We start from the raw sequence: 24,776 nt of genomic DNA, 5'->3' as shown, positions 1-24,776 counted from the left end.
GCTCGGTTTTCCCTCCTCATGTGAGGAGGGAAAGAGGAGATTATTTTGCAATCACTTTCAGAGCGACTGGGATGTAAGCTTCCACTTTTTCACCCTTGAGCATTTTGTCGGCAGTTTCAATACCAATCGCGCCAATCATGTCTGGCTGCTGTGCGACAGTGGCGGCTAATTGACCGCGCTCTACCGCTGCGATGCCATCATCGGTGCCATCAAAGCCAACAATCATCACCGACTTGCCTGACGCTTGAATTGCACGCAGTGCACCCAATGCCATTTCATCGTTTTGCGCGAAAACCGCTTGAACATCAGGGTTCGCTGCCAGTAGGTTTTCCATTACGTTCAAACCTTTAGTGCGGTCGAAATCCGCAGGTTGGCTAGCCAGCAGTTGCATCTTGCTGCCTTTCACTGCATTCATGAAACCTTCACCACGCTCACGCGCCGCTGAAGTTCCGGCGATGCCTTCCAGTTGGATCACTTTGGCATCGCTGCCAATCTTCGCTTCAATAAAATGGCCTGCCATTTCACCGCCGACTACGTTATCGGACGCAATGTGGCTCACTACCTCACCACGGCTTGCACCACGGTCAAGCGTCAGCACTGGGATCTTTGAGCGGTTCGCGATACGAATCGCGTTAGAAACCGCATCCGAATCAGTCGGGTTGATCAGAATCGCTTTTACGCCGCGCACGGTCAGATCTTCCACGTTCGAAAGCTCTTTGCTTGGGTCATTTTGCGAGTCCAGCACAATCAGGTTGTAGCCAAGTTCTTTGGCTTTCGCTTCGGCTCCATCCTTCATGGTCACGAAAAACGGGTTGTTCAGCGTTGAAAGTACAATCGCCACGGTATCTTGCGCTTGCGCCGCAAAAGAAACCGAAGTGGAAAGTAGAGCAGCAGAGATAAGAGTGGTCAGTTTTTTCATTCTCATAGTCCTTTTTGGTTTAGCCTCGCAGCCCTTGCCCTGTCGAGGCGAATTCACGTTTTATTTATTTTTGTTGTCTACCAAGACCGCCAGCAAAATAACCACAGCTTTCGCAATCATTTGGTAGTAGGAGGAAACATCGAGCAAGTTCAATGCGTTGTTTAAAAATCCGATGATGAGAGCGCCGATCAGCGTGCCCATGATGCGACCTTTACCGCCCATCAAACTGGTGCCCCCGAGCACCACAGCCGCAATCGCATCCAATTCATAACCCATACCCGCGGTAGGTTGCGCTGAAGAGAGGCGAGAAGTGACAATAATGCCCGCCAGTGCAGCCAGTAAACCGCAGATGGCATACACGCCGATTTTGACGCGATCTACGTTGATACCTGAAAGGCGAGTTGCTGATTCGTTGCCGCCCACGGCATACACATAGCGGCCAAAGCGAGTGTGATTGAGCAAGTACCAAGCGCCGGCAAATACCACCACCATCAGCCATACCGGAACCGGAATGCCCAACGCGTAGCCAGTACCAAACCATGCAAAGGTGTCCGCCGTATCAGTGAATCCGGTCGAAATCGGACGCCCATCGGTGTACACCATGGTCACGCCGCGCAGCAGAGTCATGGTCACTAATGTCGCGATAAAGGCCTGCACTTTACCTTTGGCAATGATGATGCCGCTGATTGCACCAAGCGCAGCACCGGCCAGCAAAGCCGTAGGCACTGCTACCAGAACAGGAACTTCCATCGCCACTAAGGTGGCCGCAAAAGCGCCACATAAGGCGAGCACCGAACCGACGCTCAAATCAATCCCTGCGGTTAAGATGACCAAGGTCATACCCACCGCGATGATCGCGTTGACCGAAGTTTGGCGCAGAATGTTCAGTAAGTTATCAACCGTGAAAAAATTCGGGTTTAAGAAAGAGACGACAACCACTAAAAACAGCAGTGCGATCAGCGATTTTTGTTCAATCAACCACTCTTTGCTGAGCAGTTTTTTACGGTTATCAGATGTCGTATTAGTCATGGTTCGGGTACTCATGCTGTATCCTTGTTTCATGCTGCGTGAGCAGGGTTACGCCCTACCGCACACGCCATTAATTTCTCTTGATCGGCTTCGCTCGCCATAAACTCGCCGCTAATCCACCCTTCATGCATCACCAGAATGCGGTCACTCATGCCCAGCACTTCGGGCATTTCTGAGGAGACTAAAATGATGCTCATGCCTTCAGCTTTGAATTGGTTGATCAATTGGTAGATCTCTTTTTTCGCGCCCACGTCAACACCGCGAGTCGGTTCGTCCAAAATCAGCACTTTGGGCCTAGTCATCAGCCCTTTGGCAATCGCCACTTTCTGCTGATTGCCACCGGAAAGATTGCCGATGATTTGCTCACGACTTGGGGTTTTAATGTTGAACAGACGAATAAAGTCATCCACGGCAATCACTTCATCGGCATGACGAATTTGCACACCTTTGCTCAGTTGATCGAGCGCGCAAAGTGACATGTTCTCTTTCACCGAAAGACCGAGTACCAAGCCATCGCCTTTACGATCTTCAGAGATATAGGCGATGCCATTGGCCAAACCATCCTGCGGGCTGACGGGGTTAACCGTGCGCCCGTTGAGGTTAATCACGCCACGCTCCGAAGGCAGCGCGCCATAAATCACCTTCATCAGTTCAGTGCGCCCAGCCCCCATCAGGCCAGAAACGCCAAGTATTTCACCTTTTTTGAGCGTAAAGCTGACATCGTGCACACCCGAGCCAGTTAGGCCAATCACCTCAAGGCTGATGTCACCTTGCTGCGCAGCAATGCGTGGGTACTGTTCTTCCAGTTTACGGCCAACCATCATCTCAATCAGGCCATCTTCATTGGTATCGCACACGCGGCACTCACCAATAAATTTGCCGTCACGCAGTACCGTGATGTCGTCACAAATCTCAAAAATCTCTTTCAAACGGTGTGAGATATACACAATGCCGCAGCCTTGTTCGCGCAGTTCATTAATGACATTGAACAGCGATTCAGTTTCGGTATCGGTCAGCGCATCCGTCGGTTCATCCATGATGATGACTTTCGATTCAAACGACAGCGCTTTGGCAATTTCCACCATCTGCTGCTCACCCAAGCTCAGCTCTCCGAGCAAGGTTTTGGCACTGTGTTTTACATTCAAACGTGCGAGCAGTTGATCCGCTTTACGATGCATTTCATCCCACAGAATGCGTCCGAATGGCGAAGTCATCTCACGACCAAGGAAAATATTTTCCGCAATCGTCAGCTGCGGGATCAGGTTGAGCTCTTGGTGAATAATGCTGATGCCCGCCAGTTGCGAATCACGCGGGCCTTTAAAACTGACAGGTTGGCCTTGATACTCAATGCTGCCCGCATCTTTGCTATAAATGCCGGTCAGCACTTTCATCAAGGTTGATTTGCCAGCACCGTTTTCACCCATTAACGCCATTACCCGCCCCGGATAGACATTCAGGCTCGCTTTGTCCAAGGCTTTTACGCCAGGGAACGCTTTTTCAATTTGGCTCAGGGCTAAAATTGCTTGAGTCATAGTGGTTCCTCCATGGTTGGGCGTGGTTAAAACACGACACCCGCTTGGAAAATCACATTGGCGTAAGGTGTACATTCACCGGTGCGCACTACCGCACGGCTTTGCAGCGTGCGTTGTTTAAACGCTTCATGGCTGATGTATTGGATAGCAATCGGCTTACCGCACAACTGTTCTTCTGCTTTCAGCTCGCGACATAAGGCTTCATGTAACACAGGGCTTACTTGAGCAAACTCTTGTGCCACGATGACACTTTCAATCTGCGATTCAGACAAAATCACCCGTACTGTTTCCAAAAAAGAAGGCACCCCGTGAGTCAGCGCGAGATCAATACGCGTCACTTCATCAGGGATTGGCAGCCCAGCATCACAGATCGTGATTTCATCGGTATGGCCGAGTGTTGCCACCAAGTAAGAGAGTTCAGAGTTTAGTAGGGTACTTTTTTTCATGGTGATACCTTTTATTGATTCACGTTTGAATAACGACAGCATCACTTTCAATTGGCGAAAAAATGCACATCGAAACGTTTCGATGACATAATAGTTTAGTCAATTAAGTTTGCACGCGACAAATCCACAGAGTGTGAAAACGATCAGCAAAATGATGTACTGAATACTCACTTTGATGAATAGTGATAGGGTCGAACGGTGATCATTTCGCGCCGATTTAACACAGCGGCATCTCGGTTCGGTATAGTGGCAGCAAATAATGAAGATTTGATGAGGATAATTGATGAAAAACACTCTACTGGTGATCATGAGTGCGCTTACGCTTTCGGCCTGTAGCGAAGTGGGCAGCAAAGCTTGGTGTGAAGATATGCGCGAAAAACCAAAAAGCGAGTGGAATACTCAAGACACGCTCGACTTCGCCAAACACTGCATTTTCAACAATGAAGTCGGCAGCAAATCTTGGTGCGAAGATATGGATGAGAAATCCAAAGGTGACTGGACAGCCAAAGAAGCAGGTTCGTACGCTAAATATTGTGTGCTGTGAGAAGGGAAACCCCCAGTATTTAATTGCTCTGGGGGTTAAACAACGACCCAATTTAATCGATGTATTTTTAATATCATTGATATTTAATTAACAATCCGTAGTAAACCCAAAGAATTAATTATCACAAACTTATTTGTGATGCTAATCCTAACTATTATCAACATCCTCTATATACTGTTGAATGTAAATATCAAGGCCTTGTAGCATCGAAAGTTCACATTGGTTCATTAGCAATTCACCACGTTGGCCACCGACATTTATATAAAGCATACACTTTTCATGAATAGCTAATCTTTGCTTGCTGTAGAAATCATCAGGAAAGCCATAATCTATAGACTTAGAAGAAATATTATTTCTAATCTGAGTCTCTGACTTAGCTATCTCATTTTGGATACACACTAGAATTTTTTGATGCACTCCAGATATATCATTGCAGTTTTCACTAGCAATAGCGTCACCACTAACACCAAACCATATAACTAAAATAGTAGAATACGCAGAAATTAAATTATTCACTATAATTAATACATAATTTAGATTCAAATAATTTCTCTATGAATTTGTCATTTGTATAGAATGGATATTTAATGATTAATTTCTCATCATCAATTATTCTTCTATAAAAAATCGCCACCATAAAAATATTCATTTTCAAATTTATATTCTCTCCTTACTGAACCAGATTCAATCGTAAAAATATACGGCGTAAACTGAACAAACCAAGGTGTTATATTATCAGAACTTGCATATCTCGTCTGGATAAAAACTCTCATGTTGGCATCTGATGCCTTACAAGAAAAAACAAATACATCTTGTCCATATGGCTTGAAATCTTTTTGTTCAAATAATAAACTTTGACTACCAGAGATTCTGATAAATGCTTTAAGGCTACCATCATTGAGACCTTCTTTTTTCAGGATACTCTCTTTCTGGAAAGAAATTTGAAACTCTTTTCCTTGGAAATCTTTTATCTTCTCATCTTGAGTTTCTATATATGATGATACAATTAAATCATCAACATTTTCATCATTAGCTCGAGCTATACTGAAACATAGTATTAAGACGATAAGATACAAACAATTTTTCATAAAATCACAACCCCAAGTTATTCTTTATTTTATTGGATTTATCAATGAGGTCATCTAAACCATTTGAGTGTACATAAACACCACCGTTTACATCTTGACTAATTCTTTCAATATAATTTATTGTTAAGACTTGCTTGAGCCAGACCATGAAAGACGAAACGACACTAGCCAATTTTAATATAATTAAAACCATATTAATTTAAAATATTATTTTTATTTATTTCGATTGATCGCATTTAATTTCCTTATCTCTAGTTGATAAACGGCAGTTTACTGAATACCAAATGGTATTATATGAAAAACTAACCGAACTCTCTGAGACACTATCTAATGTTATAAAAAAGCCTTCTTTATCACCATTTGAAAGATTTTCTCCTTCATTGATTACACAATATTCATAATGCTCATTTCTAGCAAGCAAATTTAAGCATGGCTTTTCTATTGGTATATAGGCTATTGTCTCGCCTATATTGCCGGTTTGTATGTCATATGAACGAAGTAAACTTCTCAATTGGCTACTGGAAGGAATACTGCCCCCAACGGCTTGTAATGAAAACATAATTAATATGATGCAATAAATGATTTTTTTAAAGATGTTCATATCTTACTCTCTTTCTACTCAAGGGCACTTTATCCCATATTGAATTTTTATAATCCAACGATTTTTTGAAGTTTGAATAATCTACAGAATTTCTGTCATTAACTAAAGTTGGAACATACCATGCTCGTGTTTTAGAATAACTATCACCACGATATGTAATATCTACTAATACATCTTTCACATTTCTTGGCATTCCATCCCAATCAACAGAACCATATGCAGCTTTTACGTCTGGCTTTGTAATTAATACCCTTGTCTTCTCTTCTAGATAGTCATATACATGATTAAACATTATGTACTGTTGCTTTCTAGTAATCGTTAACTCCTCATCAGACAAACCACTATTCTTAAGAGACTCTAATGCCGAATCCTTCGTTTTTCCCTCAACACTTAATAACCATTTTGACAATTTCGGATTAAGGTTGGCCAATTCAAATAACTCTTTCAAGTTTATTTTTGAAGGTCTTTGCCCACTGGCAGCACTTGGAGGATTACCTAAATCAAGTCCCCGCCCGATGGTCACGCCTGAATTTCCAATAACGCTACCTCTCATATTAGGTACGTGCACTTTTCTAGAAAAAAAAGTTGATGAATCAACATCATTCCCTTCAGCATCAAAAGTGAGCTGACCTTTAGGTACGATCAACCATTTCAAATCCATCTCATCATTTTCATACATCCCCCCATCCATCAAAGCTTCGTCTAGTGCCAGTAGTGTACCTTTGCCGACAATACCGTCAACGGGGCCAATGCTGTAAGACGGGTGGGTTTGGTGGCTTGGTTGATAGCTTTTCTGGAACTGCTCAATCGCGGTTTTAGTTTTGCTCCCAAAGTCACCATCAGCTCCTGCTTTCCCGAGATCAAACCCCAGTTTTATGAGCGCTTCTTGTAGTAACTTAACCTCATCGCTGTGATTACCTTGACGATAAGCACTCGCTTGTCGCTTGGCGAGTTTCTCTAACTCATCGGATGGTTTGAGAAGATCGGATTTTAAAATTCGCTCCGGTGTTTTCTCTTCAGCCACAGGCTCATCATTTGCCGTGTTATTGGCTGAACTCGGCATCATAGTGGGGAGTGATGCCACATCAATAACACGCGCCGCGCCTGATTGCATTGAGGCAGCAATATCCGGCTGAACCAATTCTGCTACTGGTTTAGCTTGCGCTAACATTCTTGGTGCTGCGGCTAATTGCCCGCCATAAGCGCTACCGCTGCCTGCACTGCCGCCCGCGTTTAGGTTAATGGCAGGACCGACTAAGTGCACGCCACCTGCATCGACTTTTACAAAGCTGCCCCCTGCTTTTAGGGTTAACTCCGCTCCAGCTTCAACCACGATTTTTGCGCCGCTTTTGAGTGAAATCTCTTTACCCGCCTCGACAGCAATGCGTTGCCCGACTTTGTGTTGTAGTGACGCGCCGACTTCATGGCTGCTATCGAGTGCGATTTTGCTACGGACTTCACCTTCAACCGTTAAATGTTGGTTGCGCTGAATGCGAGTAAAGCGGTCATTGTCCACAGTGAGATGCTGATCGTGGCGAATCACTTCGGTGTGATCATGCTCAATCAACGCATCCCAATCTTTTTGTGCATGCAGCAAAATCTGTTCGCTACCCGCTTGATCCTCAAAACTCAGTTCGTTGTAGCCTTGCCCTTGGTGAGTCTCAGTGCGCAGTACGGTTTTGGTTTTGTGGTCAGGCAAGGCGTAAGGCGCGGTATTGGTCGCATGATACGTACGACCTGTGACGATGGGTTGATCCGGATCGCCATTGAGGAATGAAACAATCACTTCATGGCCGACTCGCGGAATCGCCATACTACCGTATTGGCTACCCGCCCATTCTTGTGCCACTCGCACCCAGCAAGAGCTTTTTTCGTTGCTACTTGAGTAGCGATCCCACGGGAAATGCACTTTCACGCGACCAAAGTTATCGCAATAAATCTCTTCACCTTGTGGCCCAACCACGGTGGCGATCATGGGACCATCCACTTGCGGCTTAGCACAAGGCCTTGCTCGCCAAGTGATGTGAGCGGGGATAAGTTTTAGCTGATTGCTGTAAGTGGTAGCGCCTGAACCACCCTCTTCTTGTAACGCTTGTGGCTGTGTCCCTTGGTGATTGGCTTGTACCACGAGCCAATCTCGATTCATTGCGAGATCAAGGTGATCTTGCAAGTCAAAACGCACTCCCGCCAGCAGCAAAGGTTCGTCACTCTTCGCATCAGCAAGCAAAGCATCGCGGCGTAAATACTCTAAGCGAATTTGGCTAAAGGCCTTGCCATTTGCATCGTCTTTGTAGCGTCCCGGAGCATCAAAATGCTCATAATTTGGCTGCTGATAAGCGATGTCTTTACCCTGCGTGCGCTGAGTAAATCCGTAAGCTGGCTTTTTAAAGCTGTAATCCTTTAGCTCGGTATGGCTCACTTGTGCGGTGGTCTTGAATTGCAGATCGACCACATAAGGGATATTGATCTCGCCACCCGCCAGCGCATTATAAGGTACTGGCTTGGCTAACTTCGGTTGGCTGTCCGAGCTATCGGTAAACAGCAAGGTGTGTTTCTGCGCTTCATGGAGATGGCTATAAACCAAACCTTCTTCGGCGGCGATACGGTGTAAAAACTGCAAATCCGTTTCACGGTACTGCACGCAAAACTCACGCTGGGCACACTCACGCTTAAGGGCAAAGGCGTAATCTTCAATCCCCATCTCTTGCAGCAAAATAGAGATAATTTCCGGCACGCTTTGCTGCTGGAAAATACGGCTATTGCTGCGTAAAGAAAGCCGCTCCAGCTCAGGCACTAGTGTAAGTGAATAAAACGTGTGCCGATGCCCAGTATCGCCTTTGCTCAATTGGCGTACGATACCGTTAATTTGCTGCACCACTTGCCCGTCACGCAGAATGGTTAAATGCGCAGTTTGGTCGACAAATTGCTCAGCAGCAAGGTTGCTTAGCGCACTGGCTAAATCAACCTGATAGCGAAAACCATAGCAGGGCTCACTGCGCCATACCGAATCAGACAAGGACTCTTGCCCTTCAAATCCGCGTACAACGAGGGATTCATCCTCAAGGCCATCCACCTTTAATTGAAACTGTAACCTTGCCATGCTGTTTTCCTTGTTCTTTTTTTCGACGATAGCACTCAATATGTGGCCATCTTAAGTTCGATGAAAATGGTTCGTTGAAAATGGTTCGTTGAAAATAAATATTGTGTGGCAGTCAATGGCAAACTCAATGCCAGCTTTTTGTCTACATTTTCCTGTTTCCACCAAGGCTAACTCTGATCACTGAGCAATCCCTTGCCCCAATCAAGCAAAAAACTGCCTATGGGCGAGTTTTTGCCTCAACGCTTCATTCAGCCATCACTGCAACAAAGCCGCATCGCCGATACGCTGCTCAAGATCGGCAATTTTCCAACTTAGGCTATCTAGCCTTTGTTTGAGGATCGCAAACTCTTTCTGGGCATTCGTGACATCGCCCTGTTCAAGAAGGCCTTGCACATAGTCAACTCGACCATAAATCGGTGATAGGCTAACCGCGAACTCTTCTAATGATTTGGTCTGCTTTTCTAACTCAGCCCATTTCCCCCGCTTAGCCAGTAACGAGATATTGGCCATTTTGGTACGAATTTCGCTGAACTTAGCCACGAACAGCGCGGTTTGCTCCAACGCTTGTTGCTGCTGAAGGGCAAACTCTTGACTCAGGGCATTCACTTGCTCGTTTTCAGGATAAAGAGTGCGCAATAGATTCAGCTGAGTGATGGCATGTCGCTTAGGTTCACTAAACGAGATGGTTAAATTCTGCTGCAAAGTATCGCGATACAGCGGGATCAGATCATGTTGCCAACGCGCACGCTCAGTTGTGGAAGAGTCGTTGAGCAGTGCTTGAGTTTGAGATGCCTCATTCAACGTGGTGATGCGCTGTGGCGCGGCATAAGGCGTGGTATAAAACCAAGGCCACCCCCAGTAGCCCCCCACCACTCCCACTGCAACCCCAAGTACACCTAGAGTGAACAACGCGTAACCGTGCTGCCAAAACTTAAGCTTAGGTGGCTGAGCCTTCTCCTGCTTTTTCAATAAGCTGTGGTATTGGGTTTCAATTCTGTCTATGTGTTCAAACAGAGCAAACCCGACCCCTTCAAAGTCTACTTTGTATTCGGTTTGTTGCTGTTCAAACAGCTGATGTAACCGCTCGCAATGGCGCTCAGCCCGATATAGATCTCGCAGAGACTCATAAGTTGGTTTAAGTGCTTTCAGTTCCTGTACCACACGTGCATTGACCCAATCAAGGATCTCTTTGCGCACTTTGGCGCTTTTCACATCACACTCACCTTGGTTGGCAAGGCTTGCACTCATCAGCTCCATGCCGGTGGCATACCCCGCCAGCCCCTGAGTTTTCAGGCAGGCAACCGCATAGTAACCACAGATCAGAAAATCCATTCCTTGGTTACAGGCCAGTTGTTCACAATACTCTTTTACCACTGCCCAATCCGTGCCCCCGGCAATCGGATTAAAGCGGCGGTTTATCTCCTCACGAACCTTCGCATAGGGCTCTAATCCGCGAATCTCCTCAGAATCATTGGTTAATCGGTAGCAAACGTTATCAATAAAAATCACATTGGACATCACAACTTCGTCCTAAAAAGCCAGAGCGAAAAACTCGCTCTGGCAACCTATTAATAGAGTGTTTTAGACAGTTTGAACGACTTGAACAGGCGTTCGGTAAATGGGTTGGCATCGGCCTCTGCCTTAATGCGGTAGATCATCTCACCGCCATCGACGATAAATTTGAAATCAACCGATGTTTGACTCGCCGAAACCACATCACCTTGATCCAATAAGCGGAAGAATGCCCATGGTCCTTGGATTTGCAAACTGCGCGGTGACATATTGGTTTGGGTTGGAATCAAGGTCACCTTAGACACCGCAGAATCACGCAGCGTGTTAGGCCAAATCAGCTCCACATTTTCACGCGGTCCATGGCTGTAAGCTAAGAACTGACCATCCACATTCAGCACACTACGACGCTTGTTGTTACTCAAACTGAGCGGCTCAACCGAGAAGTTGACATCCAAAATCCCTTTACGGTTGAAGAAAGCCTCACGAATTTTCTGCGCTTGCTTGATCTGATCCAGCACTTCTTTACGAATGATCGACTGTGCTGAGTCATCCGACGCGACGCTGATGTTCTCATCAATAAACATCTTCAGTTGCTGATTGTAGAAGTTGTCTAACGTGCCATTCGGCGCAAAGAAGGCTTCAAAATCGGCCAAGGCCACATCTTTATTTGATGCGGAGTTGAATGGATAACGCCCAGCCAGCTTGCTTTGGAAGGTTTTATACACATCCTCCGTCCAGCGTACTTCCAGATGCTTGATTGCTTCTTGCTTGACCACATACCAGCTCTCATCTGCAAGCTTTGCCATCATGCTATCCAGCGGCTTCGGCAGTCCTGACGAGATACGCTTTAAGGTATAGATAGGGTCAGCATTAACCAGTTTGACCCGCGCTTTGGTCGCATCGAGCGCCGCCATACCGACATCGGGAGCATCTTGAATCGATTTCAAGTAGCTTTTCAGCTCATCCACCGAAGCCAAGACTTCCGTCATGTACGCTGGTTTGCTGCCCACCGGTTTGAGCATACCGTTCAGATCAGCAAACGGAGTTTCAATCATCGAAGCCACTTTGTATTTCGAGCTTTTCAGCAGCTCTTTTAACGCCGATTCATCTTTAGGTAACGCACTGTACAGTTGGGTATTGTCATCTAATGTGCGCAGTAGACGCTGCATCGGCTCAAGGTTGCTGGTGATATTTTCCAAAACCATGACCGCATCATTGATGTCATTGAAATACTTCACATCAATTTCATTGAGTGCCGCGCGCCATGTGTTGGTGTAATCCGCCACATAAAGATCGCGAATTTTTTCGCGCAGTGCCTGCTTGTCTGCTTCACTAAACTGCGCCGTTTTGCTCTGTCCCAGAACCCAACTGTCAATCAGTGCCAGCTCAGAGACCGATTCAGATTGCGGCATAAAGTAGTCATCAAAACCACGCTTGGTGAGCATTTGAGGAATAAACAGGCTGCTACTGTTAAGTACGCGCTCTTCAAACACCACATCAAACACCGGCCCAATCAAGCTACGCAAGTTAACCGAAGGACCAAGCACCGTTTGTGCACTCAGCTTCAAGTTACGGTAGACGCGCTGGTCGTTTGGCATTGAACCCAGTTCAACCTGAGCATGAGCAATCACTTTATCGTAAGGGCGCATCACCTGCTCCGCCCCTTTATCACCATTGAGACGCTCTGCAGTGAGATCCGTATGACGCATCGCGTAATCTAAGTGACCGAGCAGCTCTTCCTGAATTTGACGCTGACCTGAGAAGGATTTTTGCCAATACTTTGCAAAATAATCCATCACATAGTCTTGGTAACGACCACTTTTATCGACCAGCATGCGATACACACGCAGCACCGCTAATTTTTCTTCATCTGTCTCAGCTTGATTGAGCGCGACAATGGTGTCCGCCATCAACAGAGGCAAGAAGCGGGTTTCGAGTAAGTTTAAGTAGGTCTCTTCTACTTTCGGGCCAATGGTGTGCCCTTGGTAGAGACCAAAATCGGAGATGTACTGAGGTTTATCACGGAAGAAACCAAACTCCAGTGTCGCCTCACGGATCTTGTTCAACGGATCCAATACCTCTCTTTGTGAGGCCAGTGAACGGCTGGTCGGGAACTGCTCTTTATACTGATTCACTTTGGTTAATACAGTATCGGCGTGTTGCACGTTATTGAGGTAGTTACGATGCCAAGTACCCGCCAACAGCAAAGTCGCCACTGAGCACGCGACGAAAGAGAGTCCTATCAAACGGCGTTTATTTTTCGCGACTCGGAAATTATCCGACGCTAAACCCGCTTCAGGATAGATGATGTGGGTAAACAGTTTTTGCGTGAAATAAACTGTGGAGTTTTTCGCGCGCTGCGCCGTATTAATCGCATGAGACAAACCATAACGACGTGAGGCCGCATCATCAAAAGCGTTAGTGGGTACACCTTGTTGGTAAACCGACGTGAAATAGGCACCACGCACCAGTGCTGAGGTTGAGAATTGATCGCTCGCCAAAGCCTCTTGGAGAAACTGCTGCAAAATCTCTTTCAAACCTGAGATTTGACGCGTGAAGCTGTAAATCGCGTTACGTTCTTCAAGCGTCATTGGCGCTGCCACCGCATGTGGCAGCATGCCAGTAACTCGTGACACAAATTGGGTGTACTCGTTGGCAAACTCTTCCAACCACGAATCTAGGTTATCTACCGAGTCCATTGAGAAGGTAAAACCCAACACCTCTTCACGCTGACTTTTGGTGTAGTGCTTAAAGAAAGGCTCAAAACCGTGCAGTAAGTCGAGCTTAGTCAGTGCAATGTATACCGGCAGACGAGTGGATAAGGTTTCCATCAACTCACGCAGACGAGCACGCAGCAAGTTGGCATAAGCTTTACGCTCTGAGGCGGTGGCGGTAGCAAGATGCGCCACATCCAACGCCAACACGATGCCGTTCAGCGGGCGGCGGCTACGAGTGCGGTCGAGCCAATCGACAAAATGCAACCATAAGCGGCGCTCTAACGCACCATCATTCTCTTCACTGCGATTGCCTTGCGTTAACAGCTCACCATCAGGATCAATCAGGACAGATTCATCACCAATCCACCAATCAAACGAGTACGGGTTTTCGCTTTTTTGTCCCGAAGCTCGCATGACCGAAGAAAACACAAAGTTCTGGCCAGAGCGGTTGATCAGGCTGGTTTTACCCGCATTTTCTAGACCCAGAACCAAGTACCAAGGCAGTGCATATAAGTAGTTGTGTTTATTTAGGCTCTGCTTCATGTTGAGCATCACCTGATTCAGTTCAACCTCTTGGCGCTGCTCATACACCTTGATCGGATCTTGGCGCAGTTGTTCTTCGCGCTTTTGTTCCGATTGAAAGGCTTGCAACTTACGCCACTGCCAAATGCCCCACACGGCTAAACAGCCGAGAGTAAACAGACTGCTTGCCACAACTCGAGCCATGATCGACTCCAGCGGTTTATAGCCAGCCACTTCTAACCAAGGGCCTGCCCACCAAATGGCAACGTTCAGCAAAATGAACGTAGTGAATAGCAAAATGGGAAGTGCTGCCACCACCGTGGGTTTAAGCCGCCTTACTATTCCAACAATGAATTTCCACATGAATTGTGTCCTTGTTTACTCTGACGTTGTATATCTTTGAATTTGTTCCACTAAACTCGGCTCCCACTCAGGAACAGACAGCGTCGTTACCTGATTGAGCAGAGTTTGATACTGTTCACCAGCCATCGCATCGAGATGATTTGCCCGCAGCAGATCCGCCGATAGCAATCGCCAGTAAAATTTGTCTCGCGGCTCCACCGCACTGACCAAGCCATCATTGAGCATGGAAAGTGCCACCGCGATTCCTCCTTCTTTGGCCAGTTGAAACGCCTCTTTACGCTTCTCTTGCCAATCTCCGCCGACAGACTGCCCCGCAGCACCTTGGCTCTGGCCTACGCTCGCCAGCCACTCTTTGACCGAATCACTGACAAACGGCTCTCCGCCTTTGAATTTGAGCTCAAGCAGCGAAGGCAAACGACGTAAAAACTGTTGTGTTTCTTCGGCAATCGCCTGAGACCAATCACTTTTGCCAAGTTGCTGGGCAATGGTGTAACTCATCCACTGTCCTTCAAACCAATAAGGAGCCATGGTTAAGCTCTGTTCGACTTTGCGCCACAAGGCTAAATCGGGGTGACGGAGTTGATCTTGGTAATCCTTGACGCGATCCGCCTGCATTCCACGCAACAGTGTTTCACCATCGGGTTTATGATCGGGCAATGAGGTAATGCTGCCCCACACCGCAAAGCGGCGCAGACGAATCGACAGCGCGATACCAAACTCTTGTTCGGCAAGAAAATCTGCCACTTTGAGTAGGGTTTGTTTCGCTGCTTTGTCACTCGAATGATCCACCACCATGCTCGCCGCAGGAGAAGGCGTTGCAGCACTTGGTGTTTCACGCTCCGCGCTGCTTTGCGCCGTCACTTGCTGGCGCTGCTCTGCGCGTTTGATCTCCGCGGTAATTCGCACCACCACAGACTCCACCAGCTCAGAAGAGAGCCCTTGTTTCTCAACGGCTTGTTGCCACTCTTCGACCGCCGCTTGCAGCGCTTGGCGATCCGCTTCATCCAGATGATGAAAATCGAACTTTTCGATCACCGTTGTAAAACGTTGCGCCATCTGGCTGAAAAATTTACGTCGCGGCAGATTTCCACGTGCGCCCGGCGCTGGATAACTGTCATTCCAATATTGATTGAGGAACTCACTCATCACCGCAAACGAGGTAATAAGGCGCGTCGGGGTAACTTGGTTATGCAGACACTGCAGCAGGTAAACCAAAAGCTTGATGTCTTTACTCTGTTCACCAATCAGTTTGAGAGTGCTGTGCTCCACTTCATCCCACTGCACTGAAGCGTGAGAGAGAGAGCCCACTTTCATCATCTGATCTTCAATAAAATCAAACAGTGGGTGATCGACTAGCCGCTCTCCGACAGGATTGCTACTGCTGATCGGTTTGGCCACACACTGACGGTATTCAGTCATTTCCATACGGGCTCCTTACCAACCACAGCGTTCGCGCAAAGCATCAAGGGCTTCATTGACACCTCGAGTATCAAACTGTAACCCGTCAGCAAACCGCGCATTAGAGCGCAGCAACAGGCGAGGCTCACTGGCGGCCAATTTCATCATTTCGATCGCAGGCATGCCGCGAGCCGAGGAAAACAGTACGCCGTGATCGTCACTGCGCCAGAACTGTGTCTCGTGTCGGATAGAGACTTGAATCCGTGCATCAGCCACTTCTTTCGGTAAAGCCAGCTCAATGCGGCTCAGGTTATTAATACAACTGAGCAAGAGCACTGGCGGAGATGTTTCCCCTGAGCTGCGATTTTGCGCAGGCAAAGCAATCCAAGCGCTGCTGCCCCGCCCTTCACCTTGCGTACCTAATACCCAACCCGATTCGGACTGCGACTCAGACAATGCCGCCATGGCGCGTTGCCACTCTGCGGGATAAGGATTGGACGGTGCGATAGCCACTTGCTCAAGGGGCGTGGCAAAGACACGGTCAAAACAGGCCAAACGCTCTAAACGCGCAGGAATTTCGCGGCACAGCTCTGCTTGCTCAACCTGTGATCCCGCCGCTTGCGAGGCCGCTAGAACATGCGCAGAGCCCGCGCAACCCAAGATCAAACTGGCCACTAAAACGGTAATTCTCATGGGGTTTTGATCTCCAATTTCAGGCACTTGTAGGCCAAGGTACGCTTAGGGATACCGAGACTTTTCGCCGCTTTCGCGCGATCGCCAGCAAAGCGGTTCAAACGCTCACTGATGATCAACGCTTCAAACTGACTGACCGCCTGTTTCAAATCATGGATAACCGCAAAATTCGGTTCTCCAGCCAGCGCAACCGAGGGTTCAAGATCCAAGTTCTCAGTTTCGACAGAAACGGCTACCGACGTCGCTTCAGACGCAAGACAGGGTAGGCTTTGTAAACGATGGGCAAAGCAACTGGCTTCCACCTGCGTACCATCCGCTGTTTGCGCGCAACCAAACTCAATCAAATGTTTCAGCTCACGCACATTCCCCGGAAAGTCGTACTGCTTAAGGCAGTCGATGGCTCGATAGTTCAAACCACGAATGCGCGTGTTATGTTGCAAGTTGAACACGCGCACAAAGTGCTCACTGAGCAGATCAATATCTTCCAAGCGTGCCGCCAGACGCGGCAAGGTGATCGGATACTGGAACAGACGGTAATAGAGATCTTGGCGAAATTCTTTTTTGCGTACTTGATCCAGCAGATTGACGTGTGTGGCCGATACCAAACGGAAATCAGAACTGAGCTCCTGCTTACCACCGAGCGGTCGAAAAGTACGTGATTCAAGCACACGCAATAATTTGGCTTGTAAGGTGAGCGGCATATCGCCAATCTCATCCAAAAATAGCGTGCCACCATTTGCTTGTGCGATAAGTCCCTGTTTATCGCTGTCCGCTCCAGAAAATGCCCCTTTGCAGTAACCAAACAGTTCACTTTCCAGTAGATGCTCAGGGATCGCCGCACAGTTGATCGCAACAAACGGCGCAGACTTACGTGACGAAAGTTCATGCACGGCCGCGGCGACTAACTCTTTACCCGTGCCAGTTTCACCTTGCACCATGACCGAGAGCTGAGCGTTGGCGGCAGAGACAATCTGCTCACGCAGCTTTTGCATCGCAGCGCTTTCACCAATCAAAGTACGCGATAACGCATTGGCCAGTGAGCGCTGCGCCGAGTCGCGTTCAATATCCGTCAGCGATTGTTTCAGCTCCAAGCGGCTCTGCTCTTCACGTTCCATATCGTTGAGCAGTGACCATTGCTGGGAAAAGACCTCGATAAACTTCAAAAAGTCCGCGTTTTCAAAAGCGCTCACGATGCCGTGACTCTCGCCCATCAACAGCAAGATCGAGTGTACTTGACGAGTATCCATCGGCAGGGGTTGGATCCATACCGAATCAAACATCCCCACGCGAGAGGTTAACTGGCTAAAAGTGCGATTGGATTGCCAAAACACCAACTCTTCCGCGGTCAAATGCATCGCATTGGATGACTGCAAAACATGGGCAAAAGGCACATCAAAATCCGTCACTGACCACGCGAACTGACGCTGTGGATCATGAGGCACAAGTAAACGCCCATCCGACGATGGCAACAACAAAAGGCTATCACTCAGATCTAAGCCTTGAGTCAGCAGATCAACAAATTGCAGCGCAAGCTGGTGGGACTTCCTTACTCCCACCAATTGGGTTGCAAACGCCAGCCATTGACTCATGGTTACGCTACCTCTCCGATAAATTCACCCGCTTCTGCCGCTAAACGAATGCGCTCAACGGGCGCTCTTTCGGCGAGTTTATTCAGCAGCGCCAATGAAACGGGCGGCAGCAATTGCCCTTCAATGATCGCCTCCAGCATACGCGCACCGTTTTCGCTGCGTGTCGCACGGCTTAAGATTTCGTCAATTAAGCTCTCTTCAATCACCACTTCTGCGTTGTAACGTGTCTTGAACAGTTTCTCGAGACGAGCCAGCTTGCCGCGAACAATCTGTGCCAACACTTCTTTACCCAGTGGTAAGTAAGGGATCACTTCCATACGCGCCAGCAGAGCAGGTTTAAAGAAAGCGGCCAATTCAGGATAAAGCGCTTCATCAAGCTTGGCGGGCTCATCGGCATAATCGACTATGGTTTGGTAGCCTAAGTTCGATGTCAGGAAGAACACGATGTTTTGGCAGTCGATGACACGACCTTCACCATCGGCGATTTCGCCTTTATCAAAGCCTTGGTAGAAGATATTTAAAACTTCTGGATGGGCTTTTTCGACTTCATCAAGCAGAACCACCGAATAAGGCATCTTACGGATAGCCTCCGTCAGCACACCGCCTTCACCGTAGCCAACATAACCCGGAGGTGAACCAATCAGGCGGGAAACGGTGTGTTTCTCTTGGTATTCCGACATGTTGATGGTGGTGAGGAACTGTTTACCACCGTAAAGCTGCTCTGCCAGTTGCACTACCGTTTCGGTTTTACCTACACCGCTTGGCCCCACCAGCAGGAATGCCCCTTTCGGACGTCCCGGACGACGCAGATCGGCGCGCGCTGTCAGTAAATGACGATGGATACGTTCGATGGCCGTTTCTTGGCCTTTGATCGCTTGGCCTAAAATCGAGGTCAAATGGGTGATTTTATGCAGCTCATCGGTGTTCATCTGATCAACAGGCACGCCCGTCCAATCGGCGATCACTTCAGCAATCTGATCCGCATCGACTTGCGGGTGCATCAAGCGCTCAGCATGATCAATCGCATCGAGTGCTTGATACTGCTCTTGCAGCGCCGTACGCACCACCAATAAATGGTCGGGATCTTGCTCTTGCGCTTGGCTTAACTCCATCAGCTCAGCACGCAGTGCGATGATCGACTCCACCAAGCTTTTTTGCTGCTGCCAACTCTGTGTCAACGCGGCTTTTTCCGCTTCATCGGCCAACTCTTGATTACGCAGAACATCAAGGCGCTCGCTATCGACCTCTTGGCCAAGGAATTGCGCCCGCTCTAGCATGTCAATTTCGAGTTGACGCTGATGGCACAAGGTTTCAAGTAGCGCTAAACGCTTAGGTGGCGTGGTCATATTGATCGCAATCCGCGCACAAGCGGTATCCAGCACATCAATCGCTTTATCGGGCAGTTGACGACCTGAGATGTAACGCGCTGACAGTTCAGCGGCAGCTTTTAGTGCATCATCAGTGATGAGTACATTGTGTGCCTTTTCATAGACACTGTTAAGACCGCGCAGAATATCGACGGCTTGATCGATCGTTGGTTCATCGAGTTTGACCAGTTGGAAACGGCGCGTCAGCGCGGGATCTTTTTCAAAATACTTTTTGTACTCTTTCCACGTCGTAGCCGCCACTGTGCTTAACTCACCACGCGCCAGCGCAGGCTTGAGCAAGTTTGCCGCATCACTGCCCCCTTCTTGGTTACCAGAACCAATTAAGGTGTGCGCTTCATCGATGAATAAAATGATCGGTTTAGGCGATTGCTTAATCGCATCAATCACCCCTTTTAGGCGCTTTTCGAACTCGCCTTTCACCGATGCACCCGCTTGCAAGCGACCAAGATCCAACGAATAGAGTTCTACATTTTGCAGTTGGGTGGGCACTTTGCCAGCCACCACACGCAGCGCCAAACCTTCAATCATGGCACTTTTACCAACACCCGCTTCACCCACCACAATCGGGTTATTTTTGCGGCGACGGCACAAGATATCCACCATCAAGTTGAGTTCGTTTTCACGGCTCAGGACAGGATCAAGCTCACCGTTACGGGCTTGCTCAGTCACATTCGTGCAAAAGCGTCCGAGTGGTGTTTCTGCGGCGGCTTGCAGTGGATTGGCCGCATTTTTGTCTGTTTTAGCCACTGCGGTTTCTGCAGAATCACTTAAGATCATCACAAAGTGTTTTTTGAGGTTTTCGCGGTTGATGCCTTCAAACAAACTGATCAATTTGAACGACAAATAACGGTCCGCACGGGTCAGCGCGGCTAAGAAAATCGCCCCTGAACGCAGCTCAGCCTGCTCTAACTCGGTACTGGAAAGCAGCCAAGCTTCTTGCAGCAACTCGACCAGCAGCGGTGAAAACGCTGGATAGGTATCCAAGACCTGTTCACGGCTATAGGTTGATGCGATGGCCTGTTTCACCTGATCGACTTCCAGCCCCGCTTGCTTGAGTACGAGACGCACATCAGAGAGGGGATTATCCAGTAACACATCCAGATAATGTTCTAGAGTGACTTCAGGGTGTTGGCGCTCAATACAGAGAGAGGCCGCTTGCTCCAGAGCCAATTTGCTTTGTGCATTCAGTTTTGCAATAAGAGTGGGTAATTCAATACGGATCACAACGTACCACCTAGCCTAATTATATTTAAAGTATTTGATTGAGTTGATTGAGCACATCGCTGGATTTGCTATGCAGCACATAGCTGTAGCCGAGAAATAGACCTATCCAAAGTACGATAAAGCCAGCAAACACGGACCACACAGGCATCTGTCTGCTTAAAGTGTATTTAGCGCGCACCACATGATCGGTCGGACGGGTTAAGTCTTGTGGCTCGCTCTCTTCCAAGCTGCTCAGCAGTTGATGCAGGCGGCTTATCACTTTTTCGCGTTCGGCTTGTCCCCCTTCCATCACACGGTATTTGCCTTCAAAGCCCAAAATCAGGCAGTGGTAAATAAAGGCCAATAGTGCTTGGTAACGGTGTGGTTCGCCTTCAAGACGGCTCAAAATCGTAAACACTTTCTCACCGCCCCACGTTTCATTATGGAAGCGTGACAGCATGGAGTGCTCGGCCCATAAACTGGACGCTCCCCACTCGGTTCCCATCACGGATTCATCCAAAAAGGCGCACAAGATGTAGCGATAAGCCATCAAAATGGCGTGTTCGTAACCTTGCTCCGTCAACTCAATTTCAATCGCTTTGATCTCTTCAATCGTCTGACGGTAGATCTGTTCAATGTTGTCGCATTCGGTGAGAGTACGAACCCGCAGAGAAAGCCCAAACAAGGGTGTCGCGGCATCAATCAGCACATTCGGATTGTCCCCACGCAATTGGAACCAGTAGTCTTGGTCGTGGTTAATTTTTTCCACATCGTCGAACAACAAACTGGCTAATGGCGTCTCTTTTTTACTCTGTGACATGGTTAGCTCCTGATAGCCCAGAACTGCAGCTCAAGATCGTCAAAAGCTGCAGCAACGTGGAACGCAAAACCGCTGGAATGAGTCAACATCGCCCATGCAGCACTGGTTTTATCCAATTGGTAGTAGGTGTAGCCAGCGTGGTAAGGCAATTGGCGCGGTGCAACGGGTAACGGCGTCAATGGAATACCCGGCAGTTGCAGTGAGATGAGTTCACGAATTTTCTCAACCGATGCCACTTTGGTTTGCTGAGTAAACAGACGACGTAGCTCATCTAGCGGCATGCGAGCTTTAACCGCGATGATAAACTCTGCACTCTCCATCAACTGTGGGTCGTGGATTGGCGCAACCATCAAACCGTACTTACGTTTATCCAGTTGGATAGAGACGGCGCGCGGCTCTAGCACCACGCTTAAGCTCTGACGCAAGCTGCGGATCAGCGGCTGGAAAGAGTGGCTGGGTGAATCATGGTTATAGCTTGGCAAACTGGGCGGCAGACGGCTTTCGTCAGTAAAGGTTGCCAGCTCACCGCACACACACGAGAGACATTCAAACAGACGCTCTGGGTGTAAGCTACGCAGCTCTGCCAAATGCTTCATTTGTGGTTGCAGACGGTTTAAGGCTTGCAGCAACATAAAGTCCGAAACATCAGCAACCCCACCTTGTGCTGGAGAGCTGATCCGCTGAGCAATATTTTTCGCTCGCTCACGCATCAGGCCTGACATCTCATTAATAAAGCGGTGCAGCGCAGAGATGCCCACCACATTCAAGTGACAAGGGATGAAATCCGGATCGAGCACCACGCTGCCATCAGGACGTTTTTCTAAAATACGGCCAATAGCAATTGAGGCATACGCACTGCGATCCTCTCGCTCAAGCATGAGTTGCAAACGCACAGGGGAAACATCAATCGTCGTGGTATCACCTTGCACGCTGTGGACATCACGCACTTCGAGACGACGGCTGACATAGCGCCCCGTACCACGCTCTTCTGGCCAGTTAATCTCCATCAGCGACTCACTACGTAGCGGTACGGCTAAGTAGACAATCTGGTTTGCCAATGACGCATCGGTTACTTCGAGCGCATCGGGAAGATGATCTTCTTGAGGAATACGAAAGGTGGTGCCATCGGGCATCACGCCGACCGCACGCTCAATCGCAATACGGCCAAACGAGAGGTATTCCGGGTTGAGCGACAACTCGGAAATCCCATACAAGTAACGGCTCACGGTGCTCAGGCGCTCGTCTAGGCAGTACTCCGTATATCTCTGCTGTTGCTGGAAATGTTGCGGCTTAATAAATAGCCCTTCATTCCAGATCACTCGGTTACGCGCAAACATCGTTTGTTATTCCACCCTATCCAATTTCACATCGTAGTCTTTAAACTGCATCAGCAAGTGATACTCTCGCCCTTTATTGATCACCTTGACCGCTTTCTTCCATTCGCTGAGTTCAGGCTCGGCAAAATGAGCCATTACGCCGATGTAGTTGGTCTCCTCATCGACTTCGAAAGCGTTGACGAATTTGAACTGCCCTGGAGTCAGTACATAGTCGTAGTTTTTAACAAAGTTACTGCGCAGCGCTTTTTTATAATCGGTTTTGATCTGGTCGTAGTCGGACGACATAAACATCGAGTCATCCTTTAGCTCAAAAACTTGAATTTCTATCGGTGACGCTTCACCCCAGATGTTCGGGTTCACCCCTTCATCGCTGACTAAGCTAAAAGTCACCTTGGTCGGCTCTTTCGCAGGCTCGTACTTATCCGACGAACTGCACGCGGTCAGCACCGTCAAGGCAAACAGCATCCACAGCACTTTGTTCACGGTTATAGCTCCAGTTGCTTCTCGCGAATTTTGCGATCGTAGGCTTGCTCAAAGATCTCCCAGAACAACTTCTCAAAGCCGCGTTGGCGGTTAGAGGTCAGCTCTTGGTAGTAGCTGCAGTACATATTCCACGCCCAAGCATCCGTTGAAGTTTGTGTGGTATCAGAATTGCGCTTGTAGTGGTGGAAACGGCGCAGCATCACCTGTGGTGAGAAAGCGTTGAGAATTTGGCTCAAGGCTTCTGACGTGGCGAACTGCATCGCTTCATTATGATCGCGAACGGTTTTTAGGCTTTCAGCAATCGCCGCAGGGGCAGAAAGGTGCACAACGCTCTTATCAGCATCGTACAGAGTGCGGATCGTCTCTTCATAGGAGAGACCTAAACGCAGCGGGTTATCTTCAATGGGCTGCAGATTACGGTTCAAAGTACCGAAACGGCTTTCACTCACTTGTTGATGTAAATCGAGTAAACCGCGCACACAAGCTTGCAAAGACTCACCCAACTCTTGCGATAAAAGATGCATACGATTCATATCATTTTCATCGCTCAGATCTACGCCGAGCCCTTCCAAGATCGGACCTGTCACCAAGTGGTTAGCTTGGCTGGTTGAGCTTGTGTGCATAGTGGAATACGCGCTTTTCTCCAACTGTGGTTGGAAACTTTTCGCGACTTCCTCTTCTAACAAATCCAGTACTTTTTCATCCATTGTGAAGCCCTCTGATACGTTGCTTTCGCTGGTTTTATATTGAGAAATTGTGGGGGTGGCAGAAGTCACGTTCGGTGCTTCTGATTTGGCTTGCTTAGCAAAAGTGGCCTTCGCAAAACCAAGAATTTTCTTAAGGCGGATCGATGAGGTCATCTCATACTCACTGTCCGCTTGTGGCGTAAAATCGGCATTTTGCAGCACTAGGTTATCTTGTGGCACGAGGCTAGGTTGAGCGGATAACGGCTGCTCACTTTTAGGATCATCTAGTAAGGAGGTCGAACTGCCCGCCGCGCCCATCAGGTTATCGAGCGCCTGTAATGGGTCTGTATTGGTTGGTAATTCGTTTTTTTCTGGTTCGATGTCGAGCGTCAAATCCGCCAGCAGATCCTCATCCTTAGAGGCAAACAGCGCATCTAAAGATCCATATTGTTCTTCCACTTCGATGGCGTTACCAAACAGCACTCGCAAACGGTAAGGCCCCACACTCACTTCATCTTTGTGAGTCAGGCGTGCCATTTGCCCAACGCCCAGTGGCATGTCTGCCCCGTTGACATACGTGCTGCCGCAGCTGTCTTTTAAACAATACGCCCCGTCCACCATCATCACTTCACAGTGCATGGGTTTTACACTGCCTTGCGCATCGACCAAACGCCACTGCGCATTCGGCGATGAGCCGATCACCCCACCTGACGAGGTCCACGTATGCTGAGCGGACAAGCCAGACTCTAAGCGCTGAGCATTGGTGACTAATAGGGTCAACGAAGGTAATGTCACTGAGTTCATGG

General features: G+C 48.2%; 19 protein-coding genes. 1 reads left to right on the top strand and 18 read right to left on the bottom strand.

Annotated features, from left to right (window positions below; translation table 11 throughout):
* Window positions 1-40 precede the first annotated feature (40 nt).
* The 4 genes from rbsB to rbsD are packed head-to-tail and all read right to left on the bottom strand — an operon-like array spanning window position 41 to window position 3,926.
* Entirely contained in the window at window positions 41-919 is an 879-nt protein-coding gene (gene rbsB / locus R4537_RS00685) for a ribose ABC transporter substrate-binding protein RbsB (RefSeq protein WP_000737176.1), read from the bottom strand.
* A gap of 60 nt (window positions 920-979) precedes the next feature.
* Window positions 980-1,963: a ribose ABC transporter permease gene (gene rbsC / locus R4537_RS00680; RefSeq protein WP_000107607.1), complete on the bottom strand. Its 984-nt coding sequence runs from the start codon at window positions 1,961-1,963 to the stop codon at window positions 980-982.
* Between the two features lie 14 nt (window positions 1,964-1,977).
* A complete protein-coding gene (gene rbsA / locus R4537_RS00675; RefSeq protein ID WP_071178983.1) occupies window positions 1,978-3,480 on the bottom strand; it encodes a ribose ABC transporter ATP-binding protein RbsA in 1,503 nt (500 codons plus the stop codon).
* Between the two features lie 26 nt (window positions 3,481-3,506).
* Window positions 3,507-3,926 carry a D-ribose pyranase gene (gene rbsD, locus R4537_RS00670; protein WP_000749918.1) on the bottom strand — a complete coding sequence of 140 codons (420 nt, stop codon included), beginning with the start codon at window positions 3,924-3,926 and terminating at the stop codon, window positions 3,507-3,509.
* 283 nt (window positions 3,927-4,209) lie between these two features.
* Here rbsD and R4537_RS00665 point away from each other — a divergent pair, with 283 nt between their 5' ends.
* Window positions 4,210-4,470, top strand: coding sequence for a DUF3012 domain-containing protein (locus tag R4537_RS00665; RefSeq protein WP_000799239.1), 261 nt, complete (start codon window positions 4,210-4,212; stop codon window positions 4,468-4,470).
* Between the two features lie 147 nt (window positions 4,471-4,617).
* On the opposite strand, the gene R4537_RS00660 is transcribed toward R4537_RS00665, so the two are convergent.
* From R4537_RS00660 to tagH, 14 genes are all read right to left on the bottom strand, one after another.
* Window positions 4,618-4,986, bottom strand: a complete 369-nt coding sequence (locus R4537_RS00660; RefSeq protein WP_055064149.1) for a hypothetical protein — start codon at window positions 4,984-4,986, stop codon at window positions 4,618-4,620.
* A gap of 101 nt (window positions 4,987-5,087) precedes the next feature.
* Entirely contained in the window at window positions 5,088-5,546 is a 459-nt protein-coding gene (locus R4537_RS00655) for a hypothetical protein (protein WP_338952847.1), read from the bottom strand.
* A 229-nt stretch (window positions 5,547-5,775) separates the two neighbouring features.
* A complete protein-coding gene (locus R4537_RS00650) occupies window positions 5,776-6,159 on the bottom strand; it encodes a hypothetical protein (RefSeq protein WP_071178982.1) in 384 nt (127 codons plus the stop codon).
* A complete protein-coding gene (gene tssI, locus R4537_RS00645) occupies window positions 6,146-9,259 on the bottom strand; it encodes a type VI secretion system tip protein TssI/VgrG (RefSeq protein ID WP_071178981.1) in 3,114 nt (1,037 codons plus the stop codon). The genes R4537_RS00650 and tssI overlap by 14 nt, the downstream gene beginning before the upstream one ends.
* 255 nt (window positions 9,260-9,514) lie before the next feature.
* Window positions 9,515-10,777 (bottom strand): type VI secretion system ImpA family N-terminal domain-containing protein, encoded by a 1,263-nt coding sequence (locus tag R4537_RS00640; RefSeq protein WP_071178980.1) that lies wholly within the window; start codon window positions 10,775-10,777, stop codon window positions 9,515-9,517.
* A 50-nt stretch (window positions 10,778-10,827) separates the two neighbouring features.
* The gene (tssM, locus tag R4537_RS00635; protein WP_071178979.1) at window positions 10,828-14,373 is read right to left on the bottom strand and encodes a type VI secretion system membrane subunit TssM; all 3,546 of its coding nucleotides are present in this window, start codon (window positions 14,371-14,373) and stop codon (window positions 10,828-10,830) included.
* Between the two features lie 15 nt (window positions 14,374-14,388).
* Complete coding sequence (gene vasJ / locus R4537_RS00630; RefSeq protein ID WP_071178978.1) at window positions 14,389-15,798, bottom strand: TssA family type VI secretion system protein VasJ; 1,410 nt, start codon at window positions 15,796-15,798, stop codon at window positions 14,389-14,391.
* 9 nt (window positions 15,799-15,807) lie between these two features.
* Entirely contained in the window at window positions 15,808-16,464 is a 657-nt protein-coding gene (vasI, locus tag R4537_RS00625; RefSeq protein WP_071178977.1) for a type VI secretion system-associated protein VasI, read from the bottom strand.
* Complete coding sequence (vasH, locus tag R4537_RS00620) at window positions 16,461-18,053, bottom strand: sigma-54 dependent T6SS transcriptional regulator VasH (protein ID WP_071178976.1); 1,593 nt, start codon at window positions 18,051-18,053, stop codon at window positions 16,461-16,463. The genes vasI and vasH overlap by 4 nt, the downstream gene beginning before the upstream one ends.
* Window positions 18,054-18,055: 2 nt before the next feature.
* Window positions 18,056-20,665 (bottom strand): type VI secretion system ATPase TssH, encoded by a 2,610-nt coding sequence (gene tssH, locus R4537_RS00615; RefSeq protein ID WP_071178975.1) that lies wholly within the window; start codon window positions 20,663-20,665, stop codon window positions 18,056-18,058.
* A 25-nt stretch (window positions 20,666-20,690) separates the two neighbouring features.
* Window positions 20,691-21,464 (bottom strand): type IVB secretion system protein IcmH/DotU, encoded by a 774-nt coding sequence (icmH, locus tag R4537_RS00610; RefSeq protein ID WP_000083407.1) that lies wholly within the window; start codon window positions 21,462-21,464, stop codon window positions 20,691-20,693.
* Between the two features lie 2 nt (window positions 21,465-21,466).
* Window positions 21,467-22,801 carry a type VI secretion system baseplate subunit TssK gene (gene tssK, locus R4537_RS00605; protein ID WP_000458007.1) on the bottom strand — a complete coding sequence of 445 codons (1,335 nt, stop codon included), beginning with the start codon at window positions 22,799-22,801 and terminating at the stop codon, window positions 21,467-21,469.
* A 6-nt stretch (window positions 22,802-22,807) separates the two neighbouring features.
* The gene (gene tssJ, locus R4537_RS00600) at window positions 22,808-23,284 is read right to left on the bottom strand and encodes a type VI secretion system lipoprotein TssJ (RefSeq protein WP_001045312.1); all 477 of its coding nucleotides are present in this window, start codon (window positions 23,282-23,284) and stop codon (window positions 22,808-22,810) included.
* 2 nt (window positions 23,285-23,286) lie between these two features.
* Complete coding sequence (tagH, locus tag R4537_RS00595; protein WP_071178974.1) at window positions 23,287-24,774, bottom strand: type VI secretion system-associated FHA domain protein TagH; 1,488 nt, start codon at window positions 24,772-24,774, stop codon at window positions 23,287-23,289.
* Window positions 24,775-24,776 lie beyond the last annotated feature (2 nt).

The organism is Vibrio paracholerae, from assembly GCF_037672085.1.
GTDB lineage: Bacteria > Pseudomonadota > Gammaproteobacteria > Enterobacterales > Vibrionaceae > Vibrio > Vibrio cholerae.
The sequence above is the reverse complement of the archived record's forward strand: the minus strand, read 5'-3'. Positions and strand labels throughout refer to the sequence as shown.

Excerpts from the sequence above, each read along its gene's own strand:
- rbsB (WP_000737176.1), bottom strand. The coding sequence starts at position 919 with ATGAAAAAACTGACCACTCTTATCTCTGCTGCTCTACTTTCCACTTCG.
- rbsC (WP_000107607.1), bottom strand. The coding sequence starts at position 1,963 with ATGAGTACCCGAACCATGACTAATACGACATCTGATAACCGTAAAAAA.
- rbsA (WP_071178983.1), bottom strand. The coding sequence starts at position 3,480 with ATGACTCAAGCAATTTTAGCCCTGAGCCAAATTGAAAAAGCGTTCCCT.
- rbsD (WP_000749918.1), bottom strand. The coding sequence starts at position 3,926 with ATGAAAAAAAGTACCCTACTAAACTCTGAACTCTCTTACTTGGTGGCA.
- R4537_RS00665 (WP_000799239.1), top strand. The coding sequence starts at position 4,210 with ATGAAAAACACTCTACTGGTGATCATGAGTGCGCTTACGCTTTCGGCC.
- R4537_RS00650 (WP_071178982.1), bottom strand. The coding sequence starts at position 6,159 with ATGAACATCTTTAAAAAAATCATTTATTGCATCATATTAATTATGTTT.
- tssI (WP_071178981.1), bottom strand. The coding sequence starts at position 9,259 with ATGGCAAGGTTACAGTTTCAATTAAAGGTGGATGGCCTTGAGGATGAA.
- R4537_RS00640 (WP_071178980.1), bottom strand. The coding sequence starts at position 10,777 with ATGTCCAATGTGATTTTTATTGATAACGTTTGCTACCGATTAACCAAT.
- tssM (WP_071178979.1), bottom strand. The coding sequence starts at position 14,373 with ATGTGGAAATTCATTGTTGGAATAGTAAGGCGGCTTAAACCCACGGTG.
- vasJ (WP_071178978.1), bottom strand. The coding sequence starts at position 15,798 with ATGGAAATGACTGAATACCGTCAGTGTGTGGCCAAACCGATCAGCAGT.
- vasI (WP_071178977.1), bottom strand. The coding sequence starts at position 16,464 with ATGAGAATTACCGTTTTAGTGGCCAGTTTGATCTTGGGTTGCGCGGGC.
- vasH (WP_071178976.1), bottom strand. The coding sequence starts at position 18,053 with ATGAGTCAATGGCTGGCGTTTGCAACCCAATTGGTGGGAGTAAGGAAG.
- icmH (WP_000083407.1), bottom strand. The coding sequence starts at position 21,464 with ATGTCACAGAGTAAAAAAGAGACGCCATTAGCCAGTTTGTTGTTCGAC.
- tssK (WP_000458007.1), bottom strand. The coding sequence starts at position 22,801 with ATGTTTGCGCGTAACCGAGTGATCTGGAATGAAGGGCTATTTATTAAG.
- tagH (WP_071178974.1), bottom strand. The coding sequence starts at position 24,774 with ATGAACTCAGTGACATTACCTTCGTTGACCCTATTAGTCACCAATGCT.